The organism is Actinophytocola sp. KF-1 (genome assembly GCF_054661535.1).
Window position 1 is genome coordinate 127,226 of record NZ_BAAFVK010000001.1, and the last position, 21,167, is coordinate 148,392.

The window sequence follows — 21,167 nt, forward strand, 5'->3', positions numbered from 1 at the left end:
ACAGATGCACCTCGACCAGATCATCGCCCACAAGCGGGAGCAGTGGGCGGGCATCGCGGGCACGCTGCCGGGGGAACGCACCCGGCCGCTGCGCCCCGGCCGGTTCACCAAGGCGGTGAGCGGCCCCCGCGTCGGCATCATCGCCGAGGTCAAGCCGCGCTCACCGTCCAAAGGGGACCTCTGGCCGCGGGACGCGGCGGTGCCGCTCGCACTGTCCTATGAGGCCGGTGGGGCCGCCGCGGTGTCCGTGCTCGCGGAGGAGCAGTTCTTCGGCGGCGGCGCGGACCTCGTCCGGCAGGTGGCCGACGCGGTGCGTGTTCCGGTGCTGTTCAAGGACTTCGTCGTCGACACGCGGCAGGTGAAGCTGGCGTACGCGGCAGGTGCGGACGCCGTGCTGGTGATCGTCCGCGCGGTCGACGATCCGCTGCTGACCGACATCCTCGACGCGGCGCGGGGTCTCGGCCTCGACGCGCTCGTCGAGACGTTCACCGCCGCCGAGGTCGACCGCGCGCTGACCGCGGGCGCCACGCTCGTCGGCGTCAACAACCGCGACCTCGACACGTTCGAGGTCGACCTGCGCAACTCGGCCCGGCTGCGGGAGCTGATCCCCGCCGAGATCCCGGCGGTCAGCGAGAGCGGCCTGCGGGACCGCGCCGACGTCGAACGGGTCGCGGAGCTCGGGTTCTCCGGCTGCCTCATCGGCGAGACGCTGCTGACCAGCCCCGACCAGGAGCAGGCCGTGCGCGCGCTCACCGGCGTGCCGACGCGCGGGGAGGCGGCGGCGTGATCGGGAACGGCTTCTTCGGCGACTACGGCGGCCAGTTCGTCACCGAGACCCTGGTCCCGCCGCTGACCGAGTTCGCCGAGGCGTACGACGCGGCGCAGGCGGACGAGACCTTCACGGCCGAACTGGACACCCTCCTCGCCCAGTTCGTCGGCAGGCCCACGCCGATCACCCGGCTGCGGCAGCTCGGCGCGGACGGCGGCACGACGCTGTGGCTGAAGCGCGAGGACCTCACGCACACCGGCGCCCACAAGATCAACAACTCGCTGGGGCAGGCGTTGCTGGCGCGGCGCATGGGCCGCAAGCGGATCGTCGCCGAGACGGGCGCGGGCCAGCACGGGGTGGCGGTGTCGGCGGTCTGCGCGTACCTGGGCCTCGACTGCGTCATCTACATGGGTGCCGTCGACGCGCGGCGCCAGGCGCCGAACCTGCAGCGCATGCGGCTGCTCGGCGCGGACGTCCGGCTCGTCGACGCGGGCACGGGCACGCTGCGGGAGGCGGTCAACGCCGCCATCCGCGAATGGCTCGCCGACCCGAACGACACGCACTACCTGCTGGGGTCGGCGGTCGGACCGCACCCGTTCCCGTCGATCGTCGCCGAGTTCCAGTCGGTGATCGGCCGGGAGGCGCGGCGCCAGGTCGTCGAGGCCACCGGCGGGCTGCCGGACGCGGTGGTGGCGTGCGTCGGCGGCGGCAGCAACGCGATCGGTGTGTTCCGGGCGTTCCTCGACGATCCCGTCCCGCTGTTCGGCGCGCAGGCCACGGGCGACGGCTCGCAGCGGCTCGGCCACCAGGCGGCGCCGCTGCTGTACGGGCAGCCGGGCGTGCTGCAGGGCGCGCTGTCGTACCTGCTGCAGGACGAGGACGGGCAGGTGCGGGACACCTCGTCGGTCGCCCCCGGCCTGGACTACGCGGCCGTCGGCCCGGAGCACGCGCACCTGCGGGACACCGGGCGGGTCACGTACGTGGGCGTCCCGGACGCCGAGGCGCTGGACGCGTTCGCGCTGCTGTCCCGGTTCGAGGGGATCATCCCGGCGCTCGAGTCCGCGCACGCGGTCGCCGCCGCGCTGCGGCTGGCAGGTGACTTCCCGGGCGGCAACGTGCTGGTCAACCTGTCCGGCCGCGGCGACAAGGACCTCGCGACCGCACTGGCCGCGCTCGGCATGGAGGAGACCGATGACCAGGATCGGTGACGCGTTCGCGCGGGAGGACATGGCGCTGGTCGCGTACCTGTGCGCGGGCTACCCGGACCCGGCGGAGACGGTCGGACTGGTGACGGCCGCGGTCGAGGCGGGCGCCGACGTGATCGAGCTGGGTGTGCCGTTCTCGGACCCGCTCGGCGACGGGCCGGTGATCCAGGAGTGCGGCCGGGTCGCGCTGGCGGCGGGCACCACGCTGCCGCTGGTGCTCGACCTGGTCGCGGAAATCCGGGCGTCCGGTGTGGACGCACCCATCGCCCTGATGGGGTACGTGAACCCGTTCCTGCGCTACGGCTGGAAGCGGCTCGCCGACACGTGCGCGCAGGTCGGGGTGGACGGACTGATCATCCCGGACGTGCCCGCGCACCAGGCCGACGACCTGATCGCCGCGGCCCGGCCGAAGGACGTCGACACGGTGTTCTTCGCCGCCATGGGCAGCCCGGACGAGCGCCTCGCCGCCAATGGAGAAGCCAGCCGCGGCTTCCTGTACTGCCTGGCGACGAACGGTGTCACGGGTGTCCGCGCCGACCTCGACCCCGGGCTGATCGACTTCCTCGCCCGGCTGGGGAAGCTCACGGACACCCCGCGTGCGGTCGGTTTCGGCATCTCCACGCCGGAGCACGTCGCCCGTCTCCGCGGCCACGCCGAGGGCGTGATCGTCGGCAGCGCTCTGGCCAGGGCCATCGGCGCGGCCGACGACGCGGCGGGGCGGATCGAGGCGGTCCGGGACACCGTGTCCGCGTTGACGGCGGCGACACGATGATCCCCGTCATCGTCGGCTACGGCCGGGCCGGGCGGGACCTGCACCACGCGAGCCTGCGCCGCCTCGGGCGCTCGGAGATCGTCGCGGTGGACCCGCGCCCGGTCGCCGCGCCCGGGGTGACGTGGCTGCCGACCGTGGCCGCCGCGCTGGAGCGGGTCGACCTCGACCGGGCCGTGTTCCACGTGACCACGCCGGTCGCCGACCACCACGCCGTGCTCGGGTGGCTCGCCGCGGCGGGTGCGCGCAACGTGGTGCTGGAGAAGCCGATCGCCGCCACGGCTGGCGAGGCGCGTGCCATCGCCGCGCTCGCCGGGCGCACGCGGATCGTGCCGGTCGGGGTGTGGCTGTCGAGCGCGGTGACCCGCCGCGTCGAGCAGGCCATCGCCGACGGCGTGATCGGCCCGGTCCGCTCGATCCGCATGGAACAGATGAAGCCGCGCTTCACCCGGTCCGCGGGGGCGGTCGACGCGGCGCAGGCCACGGAGGTCGAGCTGCCGCACCAGCTCCTGCTCGCGCTCCACCTGGGCGGCGGGCCCGGCGAGCTGGCCGACACGCTCACGTGGGGCATGCCGCTGCCGGACGGCACGGAACTGCCCGGCGCGGGTGGCGTGGACGTCACGCTGCGCCAGCCGAACCGCGTCACGACCCGGCTCATGTCGGACCTGACGTGCCCGGTCCGCCTGCGGCGCCTGCGCGTCACCGGCACCCGCGGCACGCTCGTCGCCCACTACCCGATCAGCTCCGACGACCACACCGGCCAGGTGATCCTGCCCGGCCGGGACCGGGAGCTGGTCCGGGACCTGCCGATCACCCAGTTCCTCGACGCCGCCTACGCGTACTTCGCGGGCGACGGGCCACCACCGCCAGGGGACCTCGCACTGCACGTGCGGGTCGCCGAGCTGGTCGAGGACGCCACCCAGCACGCACGCACCATCGACGAGGAGTACGCGGCATGAGTGTCCCCTTCTTCTCCGGCGCGAAGACCATGCGCCGCGACTGGCCGGTGCTCGAGCCGCGCATCCGGGAGATCGCCGAGTCGGGCCGGTTCACGTCCGGCGCGTGGGTCGAGCGGCTCGAACGGGAACTGTGCGACTACACCGGCGCCAAGCACGTCATCGTGGTCGGCAACGGCACGGACGCGCTGATCATGATGCTCCGCGCCGCCGGCGTCGGGCCCGGCGACGAGGTGATCGTCCCCGCGTACTCGTTCTTCGCCACCGCGTCGTCGGTGCTGCACGCCGGCGCGACGCCGGTCATGGTCGACGTCCTGCCCGGCTCGTACGCGCTCGACCCGGACCGGGTCGAGGCCGCGATCACCGAGCGCACCAGGGCGATCATGGCGGTGCACCTGTTCAGCCAGCTCGCGCCGATGGTCGAGCTGGCGGAGGTCGCCGAGCGCCACGGCCTGCTGCTCCTGGAGGACAGCGCGGAGGGCATCGGCATGTGGCAGGGCGGTGTCCACGCCGGACTGTTCGGCACCGCGGGCGTCCTGTCGTTCTTCCCCACCAAGACACTCGGCGCGCTGGGGGACGCGGGCGCCGTGCTCACCGACGACGACGAGGTCGCCGCCCGCGTCCGCCGCCTGCGGTGCCACGGGCAGACCACCGACGGCGCCTACGAGTACCAGGACCTCGGCTACAACAGCCGCTGCGACGAGATCGAGGCGGCGGTCCTCGTCACCCGCCTCGAGCACCTCGACGAGGACATCGAGCGCCGGCGCGTGCTGGCCGAGCGGTACACGCAGCGGCTCGGCGAGATCGTCGACACGCCCTACCTCGCCCCGGCGAAGGGGGACGGGGGCCTGACGTTCTACGTGTACCTCATCGAGACCGACCGCCGCGACGAGCTGGTCGAGTTCCTCGCCGCGCACGGCGTCGGCACCGAGGTGTACTACCCGCGGCCCATGCCGCACCAGCCCGCGCTCGTCCACCTGCCGCGGCACCCGATCCCGGTCGCCGAAGCGGCGGCGAAGCGTGCCGTCGGCCTGCCGCTCTACCCGGACCTGACCGCCGAGCAGGTCGACCACGTCGCCGACCTGATCCGCGACTTCCACGACCCGAGGAGGGCCCGATGACGATCGCTTTCGCGGCGTTCGACCGCCGCTACGAAGGCTGGGTCGACGACCTCGTCGACGTGGTCCGCGAGGTCGGCCAGTCCGACGAGTTCATCCTCAAGTCCCGGGTCGCCGCGCTGGAGGCGGCCATCGCCGGCCAGGTCGGGACCGCGCACGCGATCGGCTGCGCCAGCGGCACCGGCGCGCTCACGCTCGCGCTGACCGCGCTCGGCATCGGCCCCGGCGACGAGGTGGTCACACCGGCCTTCTCGTTCGTCTCCTCCGCCAGCACGATCGCGCTGACCGGCGCCACCCCGGTGTTCGCGGACGTGGACCTCGTCGACTACGCGCTCGACCCGGCCGCCGCGGCGACCGCGGTCACCGACCGCACGAAGGCGATCATGGCCGTGCACCTGTTCAGCCAGGTCGCGCCCATGAACCGGCTGCACGCGCTCGCGTCGCGGCGGGGGCTGAAGCTCGTCGAGGACAGCGCGGTCACGCTCGGCGGCACGGTCGCGGGCCGCCGCACGGGCACCGCGGGTGACGTGGGCGTGTTCTCCTTCTTCCCCGCGAAACCGCTCGGCGGGCCGGGGGACGCCGGCATGGTCGTCACCGCCGACGACGAGCTGGCCGCGACCGTCCGCGCGCTGCGCAACCACGGCCAGGGCGCGGTCCGGTTCCGGCACGACCTGGTCGGCTTCAACTGCCGCATGGACGAGATCGTCGCCGGGTTCCTGCTGCGGCGGCTGCCCACGCTGGACCGCCAGCTCGCCGCGCGCAGGCAGCGGGCCGAGCGGTACGCGGCCGCGCTGCCGCCGGAGGTCGCCGCACCGCACGGCTTCGGTGACCGGTCGGTCTACACGTACGTGGTGCGCGTGCCGGAACGGGACCGGTTGCGGGCGTTCCTTGCCGAGCACGGTGTCGAGACCGTCGTGTACTACCCGAAGCCGTTGCACCTGCAGCCCGCGTTCGCGCATCTCGGGCACGGCCCGGGCGACTTCCCGAACGCGGAACGGCTCGCGCAGGAGTGCGTGGCGCTGCCGCTGTACCCGGAGCAGCCGCTGGCCGAGGTGGACCGCGTGGCTGAGCTGGTCGCCCGCTTCTTCCGGAGCGGGTCGTGACCAGGGTCAGCGGGATCGGCGACGAGGCCGCCGCCGGTCTCGCCGACCAGCTCCGCATCCACCGCGAGCTGGGTCTCGAAGGGCTGGAGCTGCGCACGATCGACGGCCGGGGGCTGCACGAGCTGACCGACGCCCAGGCCGCGCTGATGGCTGCCCGCGTCCTCGCGTCGGGCCTGGAGGTGCCGGTCGTGGCCACCCCGATCGGCAACTGGGGCACGTCCGTCGGCGCTCCGCTCGCCCCGGACCTCGCGGTCCTGCGGCGCACCGCGGAGGTCGCGAGCCTGGTCGGCTGCCGGTACCTGCGGGTCATGTCGTACCCCAACGACGGCAGGCCGGACGCGGAGTGGCGGGCGGCCGCGCTGGCGCGGCTCACCCGGCTGACCCGCCTCGCCGAGGAGCTGGACGTGGTGCTGCTGCACGAGAACTGCCACGGCTGGGCGTCGACGTCGGCGGCCGCGTCGGTCGACCTCGTGACCACGGTGGACAGCGCGCACCTGCGGCTGCTGTTCGACGTCGGCAACGGCCTCGCCTACGGCTACGACGCGCTGCCGTTCCTGCGGGACGTGCTGCCGTGGGTGGCGCACGTGCACGTCAAGGACGGCGTGCGCACCGGCGGCGGCGTCGAGTTCGGCGTGCCGGGCGACGGCGAGGCCGGGGTCGCCGACTGCCTGCGGCTGCTGGACGACGCGGGCTACGAGGGCTGGTACAGCCTCGAACCGCACGTCGCGCACATCCCGCACCTGGGGGTCACCGCCGACCCAGCCACGCTCGAAGCCGGTTACCGCACGTGTGCGGAGAAGTTCCTGAGGATGCTCGATGGGTGACATCGGATTGCGCGACGCGGACGTGGACTGGCTGCGTGCGCTCATGGACGTGCCGTCGGTGTCACCGTTGGAGGGCGGCGACCCCGAAGCGGTGCGGCAGGCGCAGAAGATCCTCGCCGAGGGCGCCGAACTGCACGGCGTGCGCAGCACGTGGCTGACCGCGCCGACGGTGGCCGACCTGCCCGCGACCGGCGTGCCGCGGCCCGTGCGGGACGTGGCCGACGAGTCGTTCCTCGCGGCGCAGCCGTCGCTGGTGCTGGCGTTCGGTGACGCGCAGCCCGCCGAGCGGCGGATCGTGCTGAACTTCCACGTCGACACCGTCGGCCCGCACGTCCCGCCCCGGCTCACCGGCCGCACGCTGCACGGCCGCGGCGCCGTCGACGACAAGGGGCCGGGCGTGGCCGCGATCGTCGGCGTCGCGCGGGCGTTCGCCGAGGACCCGTCGCTGGCCGAGCGGGTCGAGGTCGTGGTGTGCAGCGTGCCCGGCGAGGAGGGCGGCGCCATGGGGTGCTACGGCACGCGCTGGCTCGTCGACCAGGGTGTTGCCGGCCGGCTGACGATCTTCGCGGAGCCCACCGGCAACCGGGTGCTCGACGCGTGCAGTGCCGCCATGACCCCGCGCGTCACGGTCGCCGGCGTGGACAGCACCGACGACCACCCGCGTGACGGCCACAACGCCACGCTCGCGCTGGGCTTCCTCGCCGGGTACCTCGGCCGCGGCCTCGCGCCGCTCGCCGACCGGCTCGGCGCGAAGGTGTGCGTGGCGGGCCTGCACACCGGCGACGCGCACAACCGCGTGTACGGCACCGGGCAGCTGCTGCTCAACCTGGCGTACTTCGACCGTGGCGCCGCCGACCGGCTGGCGTTCGAGGTCGAGACGCTGGTCGCCGCGGCCGGTCCCGCGTTCGCCGCGGAGCACGGGAACTCGAGCATCGCTCGACGGCTGGTCGAGGACTGGGCGGATGTCGTGCGCCTCGACTGGCTCAAGCGCGACCTGCCGCCACTGTCCAATCGGGACGGTGAGATGGAGGCGCTGCTGGCGTCCGTCGGGCTGGTGAGGCACGACGGGATCGCCGACGGGACGGCCTTCACGTGCGACGCGATCTGGGCCGCCGACAGCCCCGGCTACACCGCGATCTGCGGCCCGGGGCATCTCGACGCGAACGGCGCGCACACCCCGGACGAGCACGTCGAGCTGGACGCGCTCGACGACTACGCGACCCGGATCCGTGACCTGGTAAGGCGTTTTGGAGGGACCTCGACATGACAGTGCATGTGCCACCGGCCGCGCTGCACCGCGCGGTGCGGGACGTGTTCGTCCGATGTGGACTCGATGCGGACGCGGCGGACGCGGCCGCCGATGCGGTCTGCTACGCGGACCGGCACGGCTTCGCGACCCACGGCGTCAACCAGCTGGTGAACAACTACGCCCCGGGTCTGCGGTCCGGCCGGATCCCCGCTTCCGCCGCTCCGGAGGTGGTCGGCGGGGCGGGCGCGGTGGCCGTCGTCGACGGTCGTGCGGGGCTGGGCCTGGTTACGATGACGTTCGCGGTCGACAGGGCAGCCGAACTGGCCACCGAACACGGGGTGGGGGCGGTCGCGGTGCGCAACAGCGGGCACTTCGGTGCCGCCGGGTACTACTCGCACCGGCTCGCCGGCCGCGGGATGGTCGGTGTCGCGATGACGAACTGCGGCGCGCAGGGCGTGGTCCCGCCGCTCGGCGGGGCGGTCAGGATGCTCGGCACGAACCCGCTGTCGGCGGCCGTGCCCGCCGGCCCGGTGGCGCCGTTCGTGCTCGACATGAGCACGACGGTCGTCGCGACCGGCCGGGTGAAGGCCGCGCTGCGGGACGGCGAGGAGGTGCCGCCCGGCTGGCTCGTGTCCCGTGCGGACGGTACGCCGGTCACCGCGCCGCGGGCGTACGTCGACGAGACCGCGGACGTGCAGTGGCTCGGCGGGTCGCTGGTCACCGGTGGCGCCAAGGGGTTCGGGCTCGGGCTGCTCGTCGACCTGCTGTGCGGACCGGTCGCGGGCGCCGCGTTCGGGCCGCGGCGGGAGGTGCTCGACGGCGGGCCACCCGCGGACGACACCGACGTCGGCCACTTCGTGCTCGCGCTCGACACCCGTGCGTTCGGCGACGACGTCGAGGCCAGGGCCGCCGAGTTGCTGAGCACGGTCGCCGCGTGCCCGCCGGCCGGGTACGCCACGTCGGTGACCTACCCGGGCGCGCCGGAGGCCGCGCGGGCGGAGGCGGCCGACCGCGACGGCGTGCCGCTCGACAAGCCCGTCGCGGTCGCGTTCGCGGACCTGCTGGGAGAGCTGGACGTCGAGGCACCGGAGGGGATGCGGCCATGAAGGTGGGAGTGATCGGGCTCGGCGCCATCGCGCCGTACTTCCTGCGTGCCCTGGACACCGACCCGGAGCTGACGCTGGCCGCGGTGTGCGATCTCGACGAGGCCAGGATGGACCCGTTCGACGTGGCGAGGTACACCTCCTACGAGGAGCTGCTCGACGAGAGCGGCGTCGAGGCGGTCGTCATCACGCTGCCGAACTTCCTGCACGCGCCTGCGGTGCACGCGGCGCTGGACCGCGGCATCCACGTCTGCTGCGAGAAACCCCTCGCCGTGACGTCGGCGGAGGCCGTCGAGATGGCGCGCCGCGCGCGGGCGAGCGGGGCGACGCTGTTCACGGCGTTCCACCGCCGGTACAACACGAACCTCCTGGAGCTGCTGGCCGCGTTGCCGGAGCGGCGGGAGATCGCGTCCGTGCGGGCGCGGTACCACGAGAACATCGCCGAGCACACCGGCGGCGACGCGTGGTACCTCGACCTCTCCCGCTGCGGCGGCGGGTGCCTGATCGACAACGGCCCCAACGCGCTGGACTCGGTGCGCCACCTGGTCGGCCCGATGCGCGTGGTGGACGCGTCGATCGGGGACGTCCGCGGCGGCTGCGAGTTCGTGGCCGAGGTGCGGCTGGAGACCCCGGACGCGATCCCGGTGACCGTCGAGCTGGACTGGGCGCTGCCGACGGGCGAGGTCAAGGACGTGTCGGTGACGCTCCGGGACGGGACGGTGCTGCACGCCGACATGCTCGCGGGGTACGACGAGTTCAAGTCGTCCCTCGAACACGAGTACGTCGGCATCCTCGCCGAGTTCCGCGCCGCGATCGCCGGACCGGACTGGGTGGACCCCGGGCCGGAGATCGTCGCGGTCGTCGAGGAGGCGTACCGGGTGGCGCGGCGCAAGGAGACCCGGCTGCGGATGAGCAGCAAGGGCGCGGCGACGGCCAGGGTGGTGAAGCTGCTGTACCACTCGCGGGACGACCGGGGCATGCGGCTGTCGGAGTGGCGGACCAGAGCCATCCAGGCCGGCGAGATCCACGAGCTCGTGACCACCACCGACGAGCCCGAGGACCCCGGCGACCGGATCCACCGCGTCGGCTTCCTCGGCTTCGTCGAGTTCGCCGACGCGACCGTCATCGGCCGGGGCGACGAGGTGTACGCCGGCGACCGTCGCATCGGGACGGTCGCGGGCTTCGACGAGTGCCACTTCCCCAACCACTACAACATCCTGATCGACACGGACACGCTGGTGTCGGCGGGCGACATCGACCTCCGGGTGGCGGACGTGGTCCGCTTCGTCGAGGCCAGGTAGGAGCGGGAGATGAGGAACGGGCTCGGTGTCGCCAGTGGCGTCACCGCCATGGTCACCGTCGGGAGCTCGGCCGCCGTGCTGGTGGTCATCGAGGACTACCCGACGTTCGGGGGGCAGGCGCTGCGGTACGCGGGCGCGTTCCTCACCCTCCTGCTCATCATGGCCGTGCGCAGGGTGCCGCACCTGCGCCTGTCCGCGCGGGAACTCGGCAGGCTCGCGCTCCTCGCGGGCACGGGCCTTGCCGCGTTCAACGTCTGTTACGTCCAGGCCGTCAAGCACGCCGAGCCGTCCAGCGTCGGCGCCGTCATCGGCGGCGTGCCGATCGTGCTCGCGGTCCTCGGGCCGTTGTTCGCCCGGACGAAACCCCAGGCCAGGGTGGTCGCCGCGGCCGTCGTCGTGTCCGGTGGGGTGGCGCTCTCGCAGGGCTTCGGCGGCGGCAGCGTCGCGGGCCTGCTGTGGGCGCTCGGCTCGCTGGCCGGTGAGGTCGCGTTCTCGCTGATCGCCGTGCCGGTCCTGCCGCGGCTGGGGCCGCTGCGGGTCTCGACGTACGCGTCCGGGCTCGCGGCGCCCATGCTGCTCGTCGCCGGGTTCGCGTCGGGCGAGCCGCTGCCGGTGCCGGCCGGCGCCGAGGTGCTTGCGCTCCTGTGGCTCGCCGTCGTGGTCACGGCGCTCGCGTTCGTGCTCTGGTACGTCGCCCTGCAGCGGCTCGGCGCCGACCGGGCCGGGTTGTGCGCCGGGATCGCACCGGCGAGCACCGTGGTCGCCGCGTTCCTGCTGGGCACGGGGGCACCCACCGCGGCCGACATCGCGGGCGCGGTGATCGTGGGGATCGGGGTGGTGCTAGGCCTGGCCCCGGGCCGCCGCCACGAAGGCCCGGATGAGCCCGTGGTCCTTGACCCCCCGGCTGGACTCGACCCCGCTGGAGACGTCGACCCCCCAGGCCCCGGAGGCGGCGACCGCGGCGGCGACCGAACCGGGGGTGAGGCCCCCGGCCAGCAGCCACTGCCCGCCGAGGTCCGCGACTGACGTGTAGTCCCACGTCTCGCCCGACCCGCCCTTCGGCGCGTCGACGAGCAGGAGGTCGTCGCCGTACGCGCCGACCCGCAGGTCAGGCGCGGAGAACGGGACGGCGCGGATCAGCTGCCACCGCGGGTCGGCGAGCGCGGTGAAGGCGTCCTTCGGGTAGTCGCCGTGCAGCTGGACGGCGTCGACACCGGTGGCCTCCGCGATCGCGCGGACCTCGTCGACCGGCTGCTTGTGGAACACGCCGACGGTCAGCGCGGAGCCGGCCACCGCCACGAGCGAACGGGCGGTGGCCGGGTCGACCTGGCGCGGGCTCGTCGCGAACAGGAACCCGACGGCGTCGGCGCCCGAGGACACCGCGACGTCGACGTCGGCGGGTGTGCGGAGCCCGCAGACCTTCACGAACATGCGCACCACCCTACTCGCCGAGGTGTTCCCGCAGCTCTTTCAGCTGGTCGAGGCCGTTGCCGCAGGGTGCGAGCAGCACCTCGTCGCAGCGGGCCTCCGCCGGCCTCGTGAGCGTCTCGCGGAGCGGGGTTGCGCCGATCTGCTCTTCGAGCACGCGCCCGCGTCCCCCGACGTGTCCCGGACCGTGCTGGGCAGCGCGACCCCGATCGCCATCAGGCCGCCGCCGCGCCCGGTGCGCGCCGGTTCAGCACGTTCTCCATGCCCGCCTTCTGGAAGAACGCCCGCGCGCCCTCCGGGGTGACCATGTCGCGCGGCTCGGTCAGGTGCTCCTCCAGCTGCCGCTCGAACTCACGCACCTCCGGCTGCCTGCTCATGTGCGCGGCCACCACCGGCAGCGGCCCCTCGACCTCGATCACGCGGATCGCGATGCCGGTGCCGACGAACGCCATGGTCGCGAGCAGCTTGCCGACGACCTGCCCGTCCGGGCCGGTGATCTCGAAGTTCGGCCGCCCGCTGGTGCGGAACAGCTCCTTGACGACCTCCTCGCTGCCTTCCTTGATCGGGTAGTACAGCGCGTGCCAGGTGGACATTCCCTCAACCTCCGTTTGGTGCTTCAGTGGCTGGCGGTCACGCCGCCGTCGACGTAGATGACCTGCCCGTTCACGAACCGGGCGAGCGGCTGCGCGAGGTAGAGCACCGCGCTCGCCACCTCGTCCGGCTCGGCGAACCGGCCGACCGGGATCCGTTGCCGCAGGCGGGCCACGAACTGGGGGTTCTGCTGCGCCTGCTCGACGAAGTCGGTGCGCATGAACCCGGGCGCGACCGCGTTGACGGTCACCCCGCGCCCGCCCCACTCGGTGGCGAGCTGCTTGACCAGCAGGTTCACCCCCGCCTTGCTGGCGCCGTACGCGGAGAACCCCATCCGGCCGCCCGCGTCGCCGCGCACCGAGGACAGGTGGATGATCCGGCCCTCGCCGCGCTCGAGCATGTGCCGCCCGACCGACTGGGACAGCAGGAACGCGCCGACCAGGTTCGCGTTGACCACCGACGCCCACTGCACGGGGTCGAAGTGCTCGGCGGGCACGGTGATCAGCTTGCTGGCCGAGTTCACCAGCACGTCGATGCCGCCCCACGCCTCGACCACGGTCGCGACGGCGGCGTCGATGGCCGCCGGGTCGGTCACGTCGACCGCGACACCCAGCGCGGTCGCGTCGTTCGCGCGCAGCTTGTCGGCCAGCTCGGTGGCCTTGTCGAACGACCGGCCCGCGATGGCGACCCGCGCGCCCTGCTCGGCGAACTGCTCGCAGATCACCGTGCCGAGCCCGCCGTACCCGCCGACGACCAAGACCCTCATGACGCTCTCCTCAGAGTCTCTTGCTCCAGCCCGAACAACGCCGCCGCGTTGCGGTGCAGCACCGCGTCCACATCGGACAGGCCGAGCTGCTCGACCATGCCGAGTGCCGCGTCCAGCGAGGTGGCGAGCGGCGGCGAGTCCGTGCCGAACAGCAGTTGTCCCGGACCGAACACCGCCAGCGCCGCCTTCAGCGCGGGGAGCGACGGTGTCGCCGTGTCGACATGGATCTTTGTCAGCTGCTCGCTGATCGGCGGTCCGGCCACGTTGTCCCGGCGCTGTGCCATGTCGAGCTTTTCCCGCAGCAGGGCCAGCGCGCCGCCCGCGTTCGGTGCGATCAGCTTGAGCCCGGGGAACCGCTGCAACCGCCCCGCGAGGAGGATCGCCGCGACACCCATGGTGATGTCACACGGCCGCACCACGTGCTCGATCGCGCCGACCTTCTTCATCGCGCCGGCCGCGACCGGCGCCGCGGGCGGGTGCAGCAGCACGGGCGCCCCGGTTTCCTCGGCCATGGCGAAGAAGTCGTCGGTGCGGGCGTCGTCCAGGAACTCCCCGCGCACCGAGGAGTTCACGATCAGCCCGGTGAACTCCTTCTCGCGCAACCACTCCGCGGCCCGCGCCACGTCGTCGGCCGAGAACGGGTTGGCGTAGACGTACCCGGTCAGCGCACCCGCCTTGTCCCGGACCGTCTCCGCCACCCATTCGTGGAAGCGGAACAGGTCGGCCGGCGACTGGGCGTAGTTGTCGTTGCCGGGCACCGGGAGCATCGTGCCGTAGCCGACCGGGCTGCCGACGACGGTCGTCGTGATGCCGAGCGCGGCCTTGCGCTCGATCATCCCGTCGACGTCGCCGAGCACCGGCGGCATGGGGAACTTCTTCAACAGCTCGGGCGGCGTGACATGCCCGTGCACGTCAATGGTCATCTGTGGTCAGTCCCGGGGCGGGCCGAGGACCTGGCCGCCGTACTTCTGCGTGGACGCCATGACCGCGCCGAAGTCGGGGAACGTGCTCGGGTCGAACGCGGGGATCTCCAGGCGCTCGGCCGGCGTGCCGGTCTCGACGAACCAGCCCTCGTAGCCTGCGGGCGTGCCCAGCACGAGCGTCTTCACCGTGTCGGACTCGGCCTTGTAGGAGTGCGGGACGTTGCGCGGCAGGAACACCGACGAACCGGGCGTCGCGTGGAAGAGCTGGCCGCCGACCTCGATGCTCATCTCGCCCTCGAGGATGTGGAACAGCTCGTCCTCGTTGCCGTGCACGTGCACGGGCGAGCCGTAACCGCGGTTGCAGGACAGTTCGGCGAGCCAGTACTGGCCGTCCGTGTCCGCGCCCGTGGCCTTGAAAACCACCAGCGACCCGAAATGCCAAATGGCGCGCCCCTCGGAAGGCCCGCACAGGAACGGCTTCGTTTCCGACATGAAGACTCCTTGGGAGATAAGGAATTCCACCTACATTTGTACCGAGGCGTCCTCAAGGGTGGGTGCAACAAGGGTCGAGGTGTGCCACCATTGCCGGGTGCCCGATCCGATGATCGAGATGTTCGTCCGCTTCACCCACCTGGACAAGGAATTCGACTACCTCCCCGGCATGACGCCCGCGACGATGGCGCAGCTGCTGGGCCTCGACTTCGCCACCTACCAGCGACTGCGGGCAGAACACGACGCGCGGGCACGGCAGGCCGCACTGGGCCTGCTCACCGACGCCGAGTTCGCCGAGCGGGTCGCCCGCCTCCCGTTCACCGCGGGGCAGACCGTCGCGGCCGTCGGCGACAGCATCACCGACGACTGGCTGGGCTGGCCGGAGATCCTGCGCCACCTGCTGGACGTCCGCGGCGACGCGCCGATGATCGTCAACCACGGCCGGTCCGCGTACACGAGCGCCATGGCGCTGCGCAGGCTCGCGCCCCAGCTCGCCCAGGACCGCCCCGACTGGGTGCTGTGCATGCTGGGCAACGGCGACATGTCCAGGGTGAACGGCGAACTGCAGACCTCGGTCGACGAGACGGAACGCGTCCTGCGCGCCCTCCGCACCACGGTCGGCGACGTCGACTGGGTGTGGCTGACCCCGCCTCCCGTGCACGAGGAACGCGTGGACGCGTTCGTCCCGTTCAGCCGCGGCCTGGCCACGTGGCGCAACGCGGACCTGGTCGAACTCGGCGACCGGATCCGCGCGTTCGCGGACCCGGTCGTCGACGTGCAGGCGGTGTACGGCATCCCACCGAACCCCGACTACCAGGGCCCGGACGGCGTCCACCCGACACTGGAAGGCCAGACGGCGACGGCCCGCGCTCTGGTGGAACACCTGACGGCGACGCGCTGACCGTCCGGCGCCGGCTCTAGAGGTGCAACGTCTCCCGCAGGGTGTGCAACTGCGCGATGTCGTTGCCACACGGTGAGAGCACCAGCTCGTCGCACCCTGCGGCGTCGAACTTCTCGATCGTCTCCCGGAGCGCGGCCGCGCCCGCCGGCGTGGTCCCACGCACCATGCCCGCGTACGGCGGCGCGAACGCGTAGTACTTCAACAGGTACTCGTCCGCCAGTTCGGCAGCGGACGGTCCGACCGCGAAGTACGACAGCGCCACCACCCGCGGCGACCCGGCACGCCCGTGATCGCGCCACGCTGCGCGGAACTTCTCCGCCCCCGCCCGGAACATGTCGACCCCGCCGCCGCCGGAGATCCACCCGTCCCCGAGCCGCGCGGCCCGGTCGATGGCGGGCCCGGAGTGCCCGCCGAGCAGCACCGGCGGTCCGCCGGCCGGCCCGATGCCGCCCGCGAACCCGCGTCGCTCACCGGCCCAGATGGCCCGTGCCTCCGTCACCTGCCTGGCGAGCGCCGCCCCGCGCCCCTTCATCGGGACCCCGCTCGCCGTGAAGTCGTCCGGGCGCGAGCCAGCCGCGATGCCGACGGTCAGCCGGCCGCCGGAGAGCTTGTCGATCGTCGCGACCTGTTTCGCGAACAGGGCCACGTTCGCGTGCAGCGGGCCGAGCAGGATGGACGACATGAGCTTCGCCCGCTTCGTCACGGCCGCCGCCGCGGCGAGCGTGGTGAGGCTGTCGTAGCTGTCGTACACCAGCCGCTCGAGCGTCGCCACGCCGGAGAACCCGGAACGGTCGACCTCCTGCGCCCACTCCAGCACCGAGTCGCGGGGCGTGCCGGGGACGGTGGTGGGCAGTCCGATGCTGATCAACATGGCGAGGCCTCGATGACGGAGAAGGGCGTGCCGGTCGGCACGATGGCGGTCAGCCGGTAGCCCGCCTGCGCGAACACGTCCGCGTACTCGTCCTCGGTGCGCAGGAAGCCGGCCATGGTGGCGTACATCATGATGTCGAACTGCCGGAGGAACCGGGACGCGTCGTGGCTCTGCACGAGCTCCGCCGCCGCGAACCGGGCGTCCGGTGACGCGTCCCGGCACCGCTTCAACAGCGACACCAGCTGCGCGTCGTTCCACGAGTGGGTGATCTGCTTCGTCGTGTACAGCGCGATCCCGGTGGGCACGTCCGCGAAGAAGTCGCCGGGGAAGAAGTCGAGCCGCTCGTGCACGTCGCCCGCGCGGGCCTGCTCGATCACCGACGGCTGGTCCACCAGCACACCGCGGCGCACCGACGGGTACCGCGACAGGATCGCCGACACGAACGAGCCCGTGCCGCCACCCAGGTCCGCGACGACGTCGGCGTCCCCGAACTTGGTGTACGACGCCACGATCCGCGGCCCGAACGTCGCCGAGAACTCGGCCATGGCGTCGTTGAACTGCCGTGCCGCACCCGGGTTCCGGCCCAGCCACGCCCACAGGTTCGTGCCGTACGCCTTCTCGAACCCCGGACCGCCGGTGCGGATCGAGTGCCCCAGCTGCCCGTAGCTGTCCCACAGCCAGTCCGCGGCGCCCAGCCCGGCCATCACGTACTGCGAGTCCGGCACCCCCTCGCGCAGCAGCGTCGAGCGCGGCGTGTTGGCGAACACGCCCGGCGACACCTCCACGAACACGCCCTCCACCGCGAGGATCCGCAGCGCCTGCGACAGCGGCCGCTGAGCGGCCCCCGTGCGGGTGGCCAGCTCGGCGACCGGCAGCGGTCCGTCGGCGAGCAGGTCCGCGAGCCGCAACTCGGCGGCGACCCGCACACACATGGCGGCTGACGGGAACATCAGCTCTTGCAACGCGGTGATGTCCGCGACCGTCGGCTTCTCCGTCACGTCCCTGCTCTCCTTACCTAGTCACAAACCGAAAGCGAGTAGCACGAAACCCTTGTCCGATGGGCTCGGGTAGAACGGGTAGTAGCCGGAGTGCACGTAGACCATCCCGTCGGCGACCACCGCGCCGCCGTTGCCGGACACGGCGCTGCCGCGGCCCGGCCCGTTGACGGCGGCGAAGTCGCGCACGGTGTCGTACTGCCACAGCACCCGGCCGGTGCGCGACGAGTACACGCGGAACTTGCCGTCCATGCTGCCGAGGTAGACCAGCCCGGGGCTGGTGGTCACGGCGGGCGTGTGGGCGAGCGTGCACATCTGCGGGAACTCCGCCGCGCCGCCCCACTGGCAGCCGTCGGCCGGGTTCGGTGTCTGCCACACGATGTCGCCGTCGGCCGGGTTCAGCGCGAACAGCGTGCCCGGCCGCGCCATGTACGTGGCCACGTACAGCTTCTCGCCGTCGTAGCTCGCGCCCCACTGGATGCCGCCGTCACCACCGTTGGCGATGGGCAGCCCCAGCTCGCGCTGCCACACGAGCTCCCCGGTCAGCGCGTCGAACACGTGGTACACGCCGGTCTTCTGCCCGATGCCGACGAGCCTGCGCCCGCCCGCGGTGAACAGGTTCGGCACCGCGCCGAGGTCGAAGTCCAGGGCGGCGTCGCCGTCGGCGCCCTCGCAGTAGCCGGTCGCGGACGGGTTGCGGCACAGCAGCCGCCACGTGTCGACGTCGGTCATGCGGCGCTTCCACACCACCGAGCCGTCGCGGGTGGACAGTGCGAGCATCGTGTCGAAGTCGCCCTCGTTGCCGGTGTAGTTCTGGCCGGTGCCCACGTACAGCACACCGGTGCGCGTGTCGATCGACGGCGTTCCCCACACCGCGCCACCCGACGGCGCGTACCGCGTGACCCCGTTGGGCCACGTGCCGTCGGGTCGCGGCGCCGGCACCGTGTGGTACCGCCACGCCACGTCGCCGGTCGCCATGTCGACCGCGATCACCTGGCCGCGGAACGTGCAGCACGGGTAGTCCTGCTGCGTGCCGCTCTCGTAGCTGGACAGTCCGATGTAGAGCCTGCCGCGGTACGGCACCGGCGAGCTGGTGAAGTTGGCCTGCGGGTGGTCGGCGACCCGCCGCGCCCACACGAGCGCCCCGTCGAAGCGGTCGAGCGCGTACAGGTAGCCGGACTGGCCCGCCACGTAAACCCGGTCGCCGACGACCGCGGGGCCGGACCAGATGGCCGAGCTGTGCTGGTTGCCGACGGCGGCCGTGTCGAAGGTCCACCGGGCGGCGCCGGTCTTCGCGTCGAGCGCGTTGATCGTGCCGTCGGTGGACCCGACGTACAGCGTGCCGTCGACCACCGCGGGCTGGCTCTTGCCCATGGTGTTGGCGAGGCGCGGCAGCTGGAAAGCCCACTTGAGCTTCAGGTTCGCCGCGTTGCCCGGGGTGATCCGCCGTTCCGCCGCGGCGTGGCGCGCACCGGCGAGGCCCGCGTTCCAGCTGTCCCAGCCGGGGGTCCACGGTGCCGTGGTGCCGGTGCTCGCCGGTGCCGTGCACAGCAGCACGGCCACGAGCACCGACAACACCGTTCCCCACCTGCGTACGCGCACGCCGGACCTCCTCGGGCCGCTAGACCATGACCTTTCCGCCGGCGACGTCGACCGTCGCCCCGGTGATCCACGAGGCGGCGTCGCTGAGCAGGAAAGCGGCCGCCTCGGCGCTGTCCTCGGGGGTGCCGATCCGGCCGAGCGGGAAGGTGCGGCCGAGGTGCTGGATCTGCTCCTCGGACGCGTTGGCCCGGATGGTGTCGTTCATGGTGGTCGCGGGTGCGAGCGCGTTGACCCGCACACCGGCCTTCGCCGCCTGGTCGGCCGCCTCCCGCGTGAGCATCAGCAGCCCGGCCTTCGCGGCCGCGTACTGCGGTGCGGGGTGGAACGGCAGCCGCCCGGAGTTCGACGACATCGTGACGACCGCGCCGGCGCCGCGTTCCTTCATGCCGGGCAGGAACTCCCGCAGGGTGAGGAACGCGGACGTGAGGTTGCCCTCCAGACCGGCCCGCCACGCCTCGGGCGTCACGTCCTCGACGGCGCTGGGTCTGCCGCCGATCCCGGCCACGACCGCCAGCAGCTCCGCCGGCCCGAACACGCGCTCGGTCTCCTCGCGCAGGCGCCGCACCGCGTCCGGGTCGGTGACGTCGGCGACGACCGGGTGTGCCTGGCCGCCCGCCGCGCGGATGTCCGTGACCACCTGGTCCATCACCTCCTTGTCGCGCCCGTTGACGACCACCGACGCGCCCTGCGCCGCGAGCAGCCTGCTCAGGGCCGCGCCGATGCCCCGTGAGCCGCCCGTCACCACCGCCACCCGGCCGCTGATGCCGGGGTAGCGCGAAATCACTGCTGTCATGGCGAATTCCTTGTCCAGTGTCTCGTCGGGACGTCCCACCGTCACGGGTCCGGTGTCCCACCCCGAATGGGATCCGAATTCCTCTCGACTGGCCTTCGAGTCGCCCTCGACGCGCAAGCGGGACGAATTTCTGCATAAGTTCGGAAATAGCGAATCAGACATTAAGGGAAAGGCAGCCGCAATGGCAACAATCGTGGACAAAGGTTCGAGCGGGACGTCAACCGTCCAAACACGACTTCCGTCGCTCACCGGACTCCGGTGGGTCGCCGCGCTGCTGGTCTTCGTGTTCCACCTGGGCTACGTCGGTGGCCCGACCGGCACCGCGCTGCACACCGTTCTGGGCCGTGCCGGCCACCTCGGTGTGGCGTTCTTCTTCATCCTCAGCGGCTTCGTGCTGACGTGGTCCGCCCGCCCGAACGACCGGGTCGTCGCGTTCTGGCGACGGCGGCTCGCGAAGATCGTCCCGAATCACTGGGCCACGTTCGCGATCACGATCGCGTTGATGCTGCTGACCGGGCAGGTGCTGGCGTTCGCCGACGTGCTGCCGAACTTCTTCCTCGTGCACACGTGGATCCCGCGGCTGGACGCGTGGATCTCGGTCAACTCGGTCAGCTGGTCGCTCGCGGCGGAACTCGTGTTCTACCTGACCTTCCCGGCGTGGAAGCGGCTGCTCGACCGGGTGCCGGTGCGTGCGCTGTGGGCGACCGCCGGCCTGGTGGCGGCGGCGATCGTCGCGGTGCCGCTGCTGGTGCAGGGGTTCGTGTCCGACCAGCCGCGCATCCCGTACGACACGTTCGGCCCGATCTCGTTCGACCAGCTGTGGCTCGTGTACTTCTTCCCGCTGTCGCGGATGTTCGAGTTCGTGCTGGGCATCGTGCTGGCGCGGATCGTCCGCGAGGGCCGCTGGATCGCGGTGCACATCCCCGCCGCGGCGCTGCTCGTCGTGCTCGGCCAGGTGTTCGCGCTCGCCGTCGCCGACACCTCCTACCTCGTCAGCACGTCCGCGGCGCCCGCGCTGCCGGTGGCACTGCTGATCGCGGCGGTCGCGCACGCGGACGCCACCGGACGGCGGACCGGGTTCGGCGGGAAGCGCATGGTGTGGCTCGGTGAGGTGTCGTTCGCGTTCTACATGGTGCACAAGATCGTGATGACGTACCTGCAGCAGGTCTTCACGGGCGGCGACGAGCAGTGGGGTGCGCCGTGGCCGGTGTCGCAGTGGCTGTTGTTCTCGGTGGCGTGCTTCGCGATCACGCTGGTCGCCGCCGCCGCGTTGTACCGGTTCGTCGAGATCCCGTGCCTCAACCGGTTCGGGCGGTCTCGAGCACCTCGTACCGTGCTGTCCGATTAGTTCTCGAGCCGCCATCGAGGGTGCGGCCGTCCCATTTGCGGCAAGCAAGTGACGGTACGA

The 21,167-nt window shown here is 72.5% G+C and carries 22 protein-coding genes and 1 pseudogene; 13 read left to right on the forward strand and 10 right to left on the reverse strand.

The window, feature by feature from the left end; translation table 11 throughout:
• The first annotated feature begins 4 nt into the window (after positions 1–4).
• The 11 genes and pseudogenes from ACYQ77_RS00605 to ACYQ77_RS00655 all read left to right on the forward strand — a co-directional run.
• A complete protein-coding gene (locus tag ACYQ77_RS00605) occupies positions 5–787 on the forward strand; it encodes an indole-3-glycerol phosphate synthase TrpC (protein WP_459706322.1) in 783 nt (260 codons plus the stop codon).
• The gene (gene trpB / locus ACYQ77_RS00610; protein ID WP_459706324.1) at positions 784–1,977 is read left to right on the forward strand and encodes a tryptophan synthase subunit beta; all 1,194 of its coding nucleotides are present in this window, start codon (positions 784–786) and stop codon (positions 1,975–1,977) included. The genes ACYQ77_RS00605 and trpB overlap by 4 nt, the downstream gene beginning before the upstream one ends.
• A complete protein-coding gene (gene trpA / locus ACYQ77_RS00615; protein WP_459706325.1) occupies positions 1,961–2,746 on the forward strand; it encodes a tryptophan synthase subunit alpha in 786 nt (261 codons plus the stop codon). The genes trpB and trpA overlap by 17 nt, the downstream gene beginning before the upstream one ends.
• Positions 2,743–3,702: a Gfo/Idh/MocA family protein gene (locus tag ACYQ77_RS00620; RefSeq protein ID WP_459706327.1), complete on the forward strand. Its 960-nt coding sequence runs from the start codon at positions 2,743–2,745 to the stop codon at positions 3,700–3,702. Before trpA ends, ACYQ77_RS00620 begins: the two co-directional genes overlap by 4 nt.
• Positions 3,699–4,820, forward strand: coding sequence for a DegT/DnrJ/EryC1/StrS family aminotransferase (locus tag ACYQ77_RS00625; RefSeq protein WP_459706329.1), 1,122 nt, complete (start codon positions 3,699–3,701; stop codon positions 4,818–4,820). Before ACYQ77_RS00620 ends, ACYQ77_RS00625 begins: the two co-directional genes overlap by 4 nt.
• Positions 4,817–5,920, forward strand: a complete 1,104-nt coding sequence (locus ACYQ77_RS00630; protein WP_459706331.1) for a DegT/DnrJ/EryC1/StrS family aminotransferase — start codon at positions 4,817–4,819, stop codon at positions 5,918–5,920. The genes ACYQ77_RS00625 and ACYQ77_RS00630 overlap by 4 nt, the downstream gene beginning before the upstream one ends.
• The gene (locus ACYQ77_RS00635) at positions 5,917–6,744 is read left to right on the forward strand and encodes a sugar phosphate isomerase/epimerase family protein (RefSeq protein ID WP_459706333.1); all 828 of its coding nucleotides are present in this window, start codon (positions 5,917–5,919) and stop codon (positions 6,742–6,744) included. The genes ACYQ77_RS00630 and ACYQ77_RS00635 overlap by 4 nt, the downstream gene beginning before the upstream one ends.
• On the forward strand, positions 6,737–8,011 hold the full coding sequence (locus tag ACYQ77_RS00640) for a M20/M25/M40 family metallo-hydrolase (protein WP_459706335.1): 1,275 nt from the start codon (positions 6,737–6,739) through the stop codon (positions 8,009–8,011). The genes ACYQ77_RS00635 and ACYQ77_RS00640 overlap by 8 nt, the downstream gene beginning before the upstream one ends.
• The gene (locus ACYQ77_RS00645; RefSeq protein ID WP_459706337.1) at positions 8,008–9,099 is read left to right on the forward strand and encodes an Ldh family oxidoreductase; all 1,092 of its coding nucleotides are present in this window, start codon (positions 8,008–8,010) and stop codon (positions 9,097–9,099) included. The genes ACYQ77_RS00640 and ACYQ77_RS00645 overlap by 4 nt, the downstream gene beginning before the upstream one ends.
• Positions 9,096–10,397 carry a Gfo/Idh/MocA family protein gene (locus tag ACYQ77_RS00650; RefSeq protein WP_459706338.1) on the forward strand — a complete coding sequence of 434 codons (1,302 nt, stop codon included), beginning with the start codon at positions 9,096–9,098 and terminating at the stop codon, positions 10,395–10,397. The genes ACYQ77_RS00645 and ACYQ77_RS00650 overlap by 4 nt, the downstream gene beginning before the upstream one ends.
• A gap of 9 nt (positions 10,398–10,406) precedes the next feature.
• Positions 10,407–11,228, forward strand: a pseudogene (locus ACYQ77_RS00655) (DMT family transporter); the annotation flags it as partial.
• Positions 11,229–11,237: 9 nt separating this feature from the next.
• Here the strand turns inward: ACYQ77_RS00655 and ACYQ77_RS00660 are convergent.
• Genes ACYQ77_RS00660 through ACYQ77_RS00685 form a run of 6 tightly spaced genes read right to left on the reverse strand, consistent with a single transcriptional unit; the run spans position 11,238 to position 14,597 of the window.
• Positions 11,238–11,828 carry a phosphoribosylanthranilate isomerase gene (locus ACYQ77_RS00660; RefSeq protein WP_459706340.1) on the reverse strand — a complete coding sequence of 197 codons (591 nt, stop codon included), beginning with the start codon at positions 11,826–11,828 and terminating at the stop codon, positions 11,238–11,240.
• 10 nt (positions 11,829–11,838) lie between these two features.
• On the reverse strand, positions 11,839–11,982 hold the full coding sequence (locus ACYQ77_RS00665; RefSeq protein ID WP_459706342.1) for a hypothetical protein: 144 nt from the start codon (positions 11,980–11,982) through the stop codon (positions 11,839–11,841).
• 58 nt (positions 11,983–12,040) lie between these two features.
• Positions 12,041–12,418 (reverse strand): SchA/CurD-like domain-containing protein, encoded by a 378-nt coding sequence (locus ACYQ77_RS00670; protein ID WP_459706344.1) that lies wholly within the window; start codon positions 12,416–12,418, stop codon positions 12,041–12,043.
• Positions 12,419–12,441: 23 nt separating this feature from the next.
• Complete coding sequence (locus ACYQ77_RS00675; protein ID WP_459706346.1) at positions 12,442–13,182, reverse strand: SDR family NAD(P)-dependent oxidoreductase; 741 nt, start codon at positions 13,180–13,182, stop codon at positions 12,442–12,444.
• A complete protein-coding gene (locus tag ACYQ77_RS00680; protein ID WP_459706348.1) occupies positions 13,179–14,105 on the reverse strand; it encodes an amidohydrolase family protein in 927 nt (308 codons plus the stop codon). Before ACYQ77_RS00680 ends, ACYQ77_RS00675 begins: the two co-directional genes overlap by 4 nt.
• A 6-nt stretch (positions 14,106–14,111) precedes the next feature.
• Positions 14,112–14,597 (reverse strand): cupin domain-containing protein, encoded by a 486-nt coding sequence (locus tag ACYQ77_RS00685; protein ID WP_459706350.1) that lies wholly within the window; start codon positions 14,595–14,597, stop codon positions 14,112–14,114.
• A gap of 97 nt (positions 14,598–14,694) precedes the next feature.
• Here ACYQ77_RS00685 and ACYQ77_RS00690 point away from each other — a divergent pair, with 97 nt between their 5' ends.
• Entirely contained in the window at positions 14,695–15,498 is an 804-nt protein-coding gene (locus ACYQ77_RS00690; protein ID WP_459706352.1) for an SGNH/GDSL hydrolase family protein, read from the forward strand.
• A 16-nt stretch (positions 15,499–15,514) separates the two neighbouring features.
• On the opposite strand, the gene ACYQ77_RS00695 is transcribed toward ACYQ77_RS00690, so the two are convergent.
• From ACYQ77_RS00695 to ACYQ77_RS00710, 4 genes are read right to left on the reverse strand one after another with little or no spacing between them, the layout of a single operon-like run.
• Positions 15,515–16,369: an LLM class flavin-dependent oxidoreductase gene (locus ACYQ77_RS00695; RefSeq protein ID WP_459706354.1), complete on the reverse strand. Its 855-nt coding sequence runs from the start codon at positions 16,367–16,369 to the stop codon at positions 15,515–15,517.
• Positions 16,363–17,367, reverse strand: a complete 1,005-nt coding sequence (locus ACYQ77_RS00700) for a methyltransferase (RefSeq protein WP_459706356.1) — start codon at positions 17,365–17,367, stop codon at positions 16,363–16,365. The genes ACYQ77_RS00695 and ACYQ77_RS00700 overlap by 7 nt, the downstream gene beginning before the upstream one ends.
• Before the next feature lie 21 nt (positions 17,368–17,388).
• Positions 17,389–18,966: an outer membrane protein assembly factor BamB family protein gene (locus tag ACYQ77_RS00705; RefSeq protein ID WP_459706357.1), complete on the reverse strand. Its 1,578-nt coding sequence runs from the start codon at positions 18,964–18,966 to the stop codon at positions 17,389–17,391.
• A 19-nt stretch (positions 18,967–18,985) separates the two neighbouring features.
• Positions 18,986–19,759 (reverse strand): SDR family NAD(P)-dependent oxidoreductase, encoded by a 774-nt coding sequence (locus tag ACYQ77_RS00710; protein WP_459706359.1) that lies wholly within the window; start codon positions 19,757–19,759, stop codon positions 18,986–18,988.
• Between the two features lie 181 nt (positions 19,760–19,940).
• On the opposite strand from ACYQ77_RS00710, the gene ACYQ77_RS00715 reads away from it, so the two are divergent.
• Positions 19,941–21,107 (forward strand): acyltransferase family protein, encoded by a 1,167-nt coding sequence (locus ACYQ77_RS00715; protein ID WP_459706360.1) that lies wholly within the window; start codon positions 19,941–19,943, stop codon positions 21,105–21,107.
• Positions 21,108–21,167: the final 60 nt, after the last annotated feature.

Excerpts from the sequence above, each read along its gene's own strand:
- ACYQ77_RS00645 (WP_459706337.1), top strand. The coding sequence starts at position 8,008 with ATGACAGTGCATGTGCCACCGGCCGCGCTGCACCGCGCGGTGCGGGAC.
- ACYQ77_RS00715 (WP_459706360.1), top strand. The coding sequence starts at position 19,941 with ATGGCAACAATCGTGGACAAAGGTTCGAGCGGGACGTCAACCGTCCAA.
- ACYQ77_RS00620 (WP_459706327.1), top strand. The coding sequence starts at position 2,743 with ATGATCCCCGTCATCGTCGGCTACGGCCGGGCCGGGCGGGACCTGCAC.
- ACYQ77_RS00630 (WP_459706331.1), top strand. The coding sequence starts at position 4,817 with ATGACGATCGCTTTCGCGGCGTTCGACCGCCGCTACGAAGGCTGGGTC.
- ACYQ77_RS00710 (WP_459706359.1), bottom strand. The coding sequence starts at position 19,759 with ATGACAGCAGTGATTTCGCGCTACCCCGGCATCAGCGGCCGGGTGGCG.
- ACYQ77_RS00660 (WP_459706340.1), bottom strand. The coding sequence starts at position 11,828 with ATGTTCGTGAAGGTCTGCGGGCTCCGCACACCCGCCGACGTCGACGTC.
- ACYQ77_RS00640 (WP_459706335.1), top strand. The coding sequence starts at position 6,737 with ATGGGTGACATCGGATTGCGCGACGCGGACGTGGACTGGCTGCGTGCG.
- ACYQ77_RS00695 (WP_459706354.1), bottom strand. The coding sequence starts at position 16,369 with ATGTTGATCAGCATCGGACTGCCCACCACCGTCCCCGGCACGCCCCGC.
- ACYQ77_RS00625 (WP_459706329.1), top strand. The coding sequence starts at position 3,699 with ATGAGTGTCCCCTTCTTCTCCGGCGCGAAGACCATGCGCCGCGACTGG.
- ACYQ77_RS00650 (WP_459706338.1), top strand. The coding sequence starts at position 9,096 with ATGAAGGTGGGAGTGATCGGGCTCGGCGCCATCGCGCCGTACTTCCTG.
- trpA (WP_459706325.1), top strand. The coding sequence starts at position 1,961 with ATGACCAGGATCGGTGACGCGTTCGCGCGGGAGGACATGGCGCTGGTC.
- ACYQ77_RS00675 (WP_459706346.1), bottom strand. The coding sequence starts at position 13,182 with ATGAGGGTCTTGGTCGTCGGCGGGTACGGCGGGCTCGGCACGGTGATC.
- ACYQ77_RS00670 (WP_459706344.1), bottom strand. The coding sequence starts at position 12,418 with ATGTCCACCTGGCACGCGCTGTACTACCCGATCAAGGAAGGCAGCGAG.
- ACYQ77_RS00605 (WP_459706322.1), top strand. The coding sequence starts at position 5 with ATGCACCTCGACCAGATCATCGCCCACAAGCGGGAGCAGTGGGCGGGC.
- ACYQ77_RS00685 (WP_459706350.1), bottom strand. The coding sequence starts at position 14,597 with ATGTCGGAAACGAAGCCGTTCCTGTGCGGGCCTTCCGAGGGGCGCGCC.
- ACYQ77_RS00680 (WP_459706348.1), bottom strand. The coding sequence starts at position 14,105 with ATGACCATTGACGTGCACGGGCATGTCACGCCGCCCGAGCTGTTGAAG.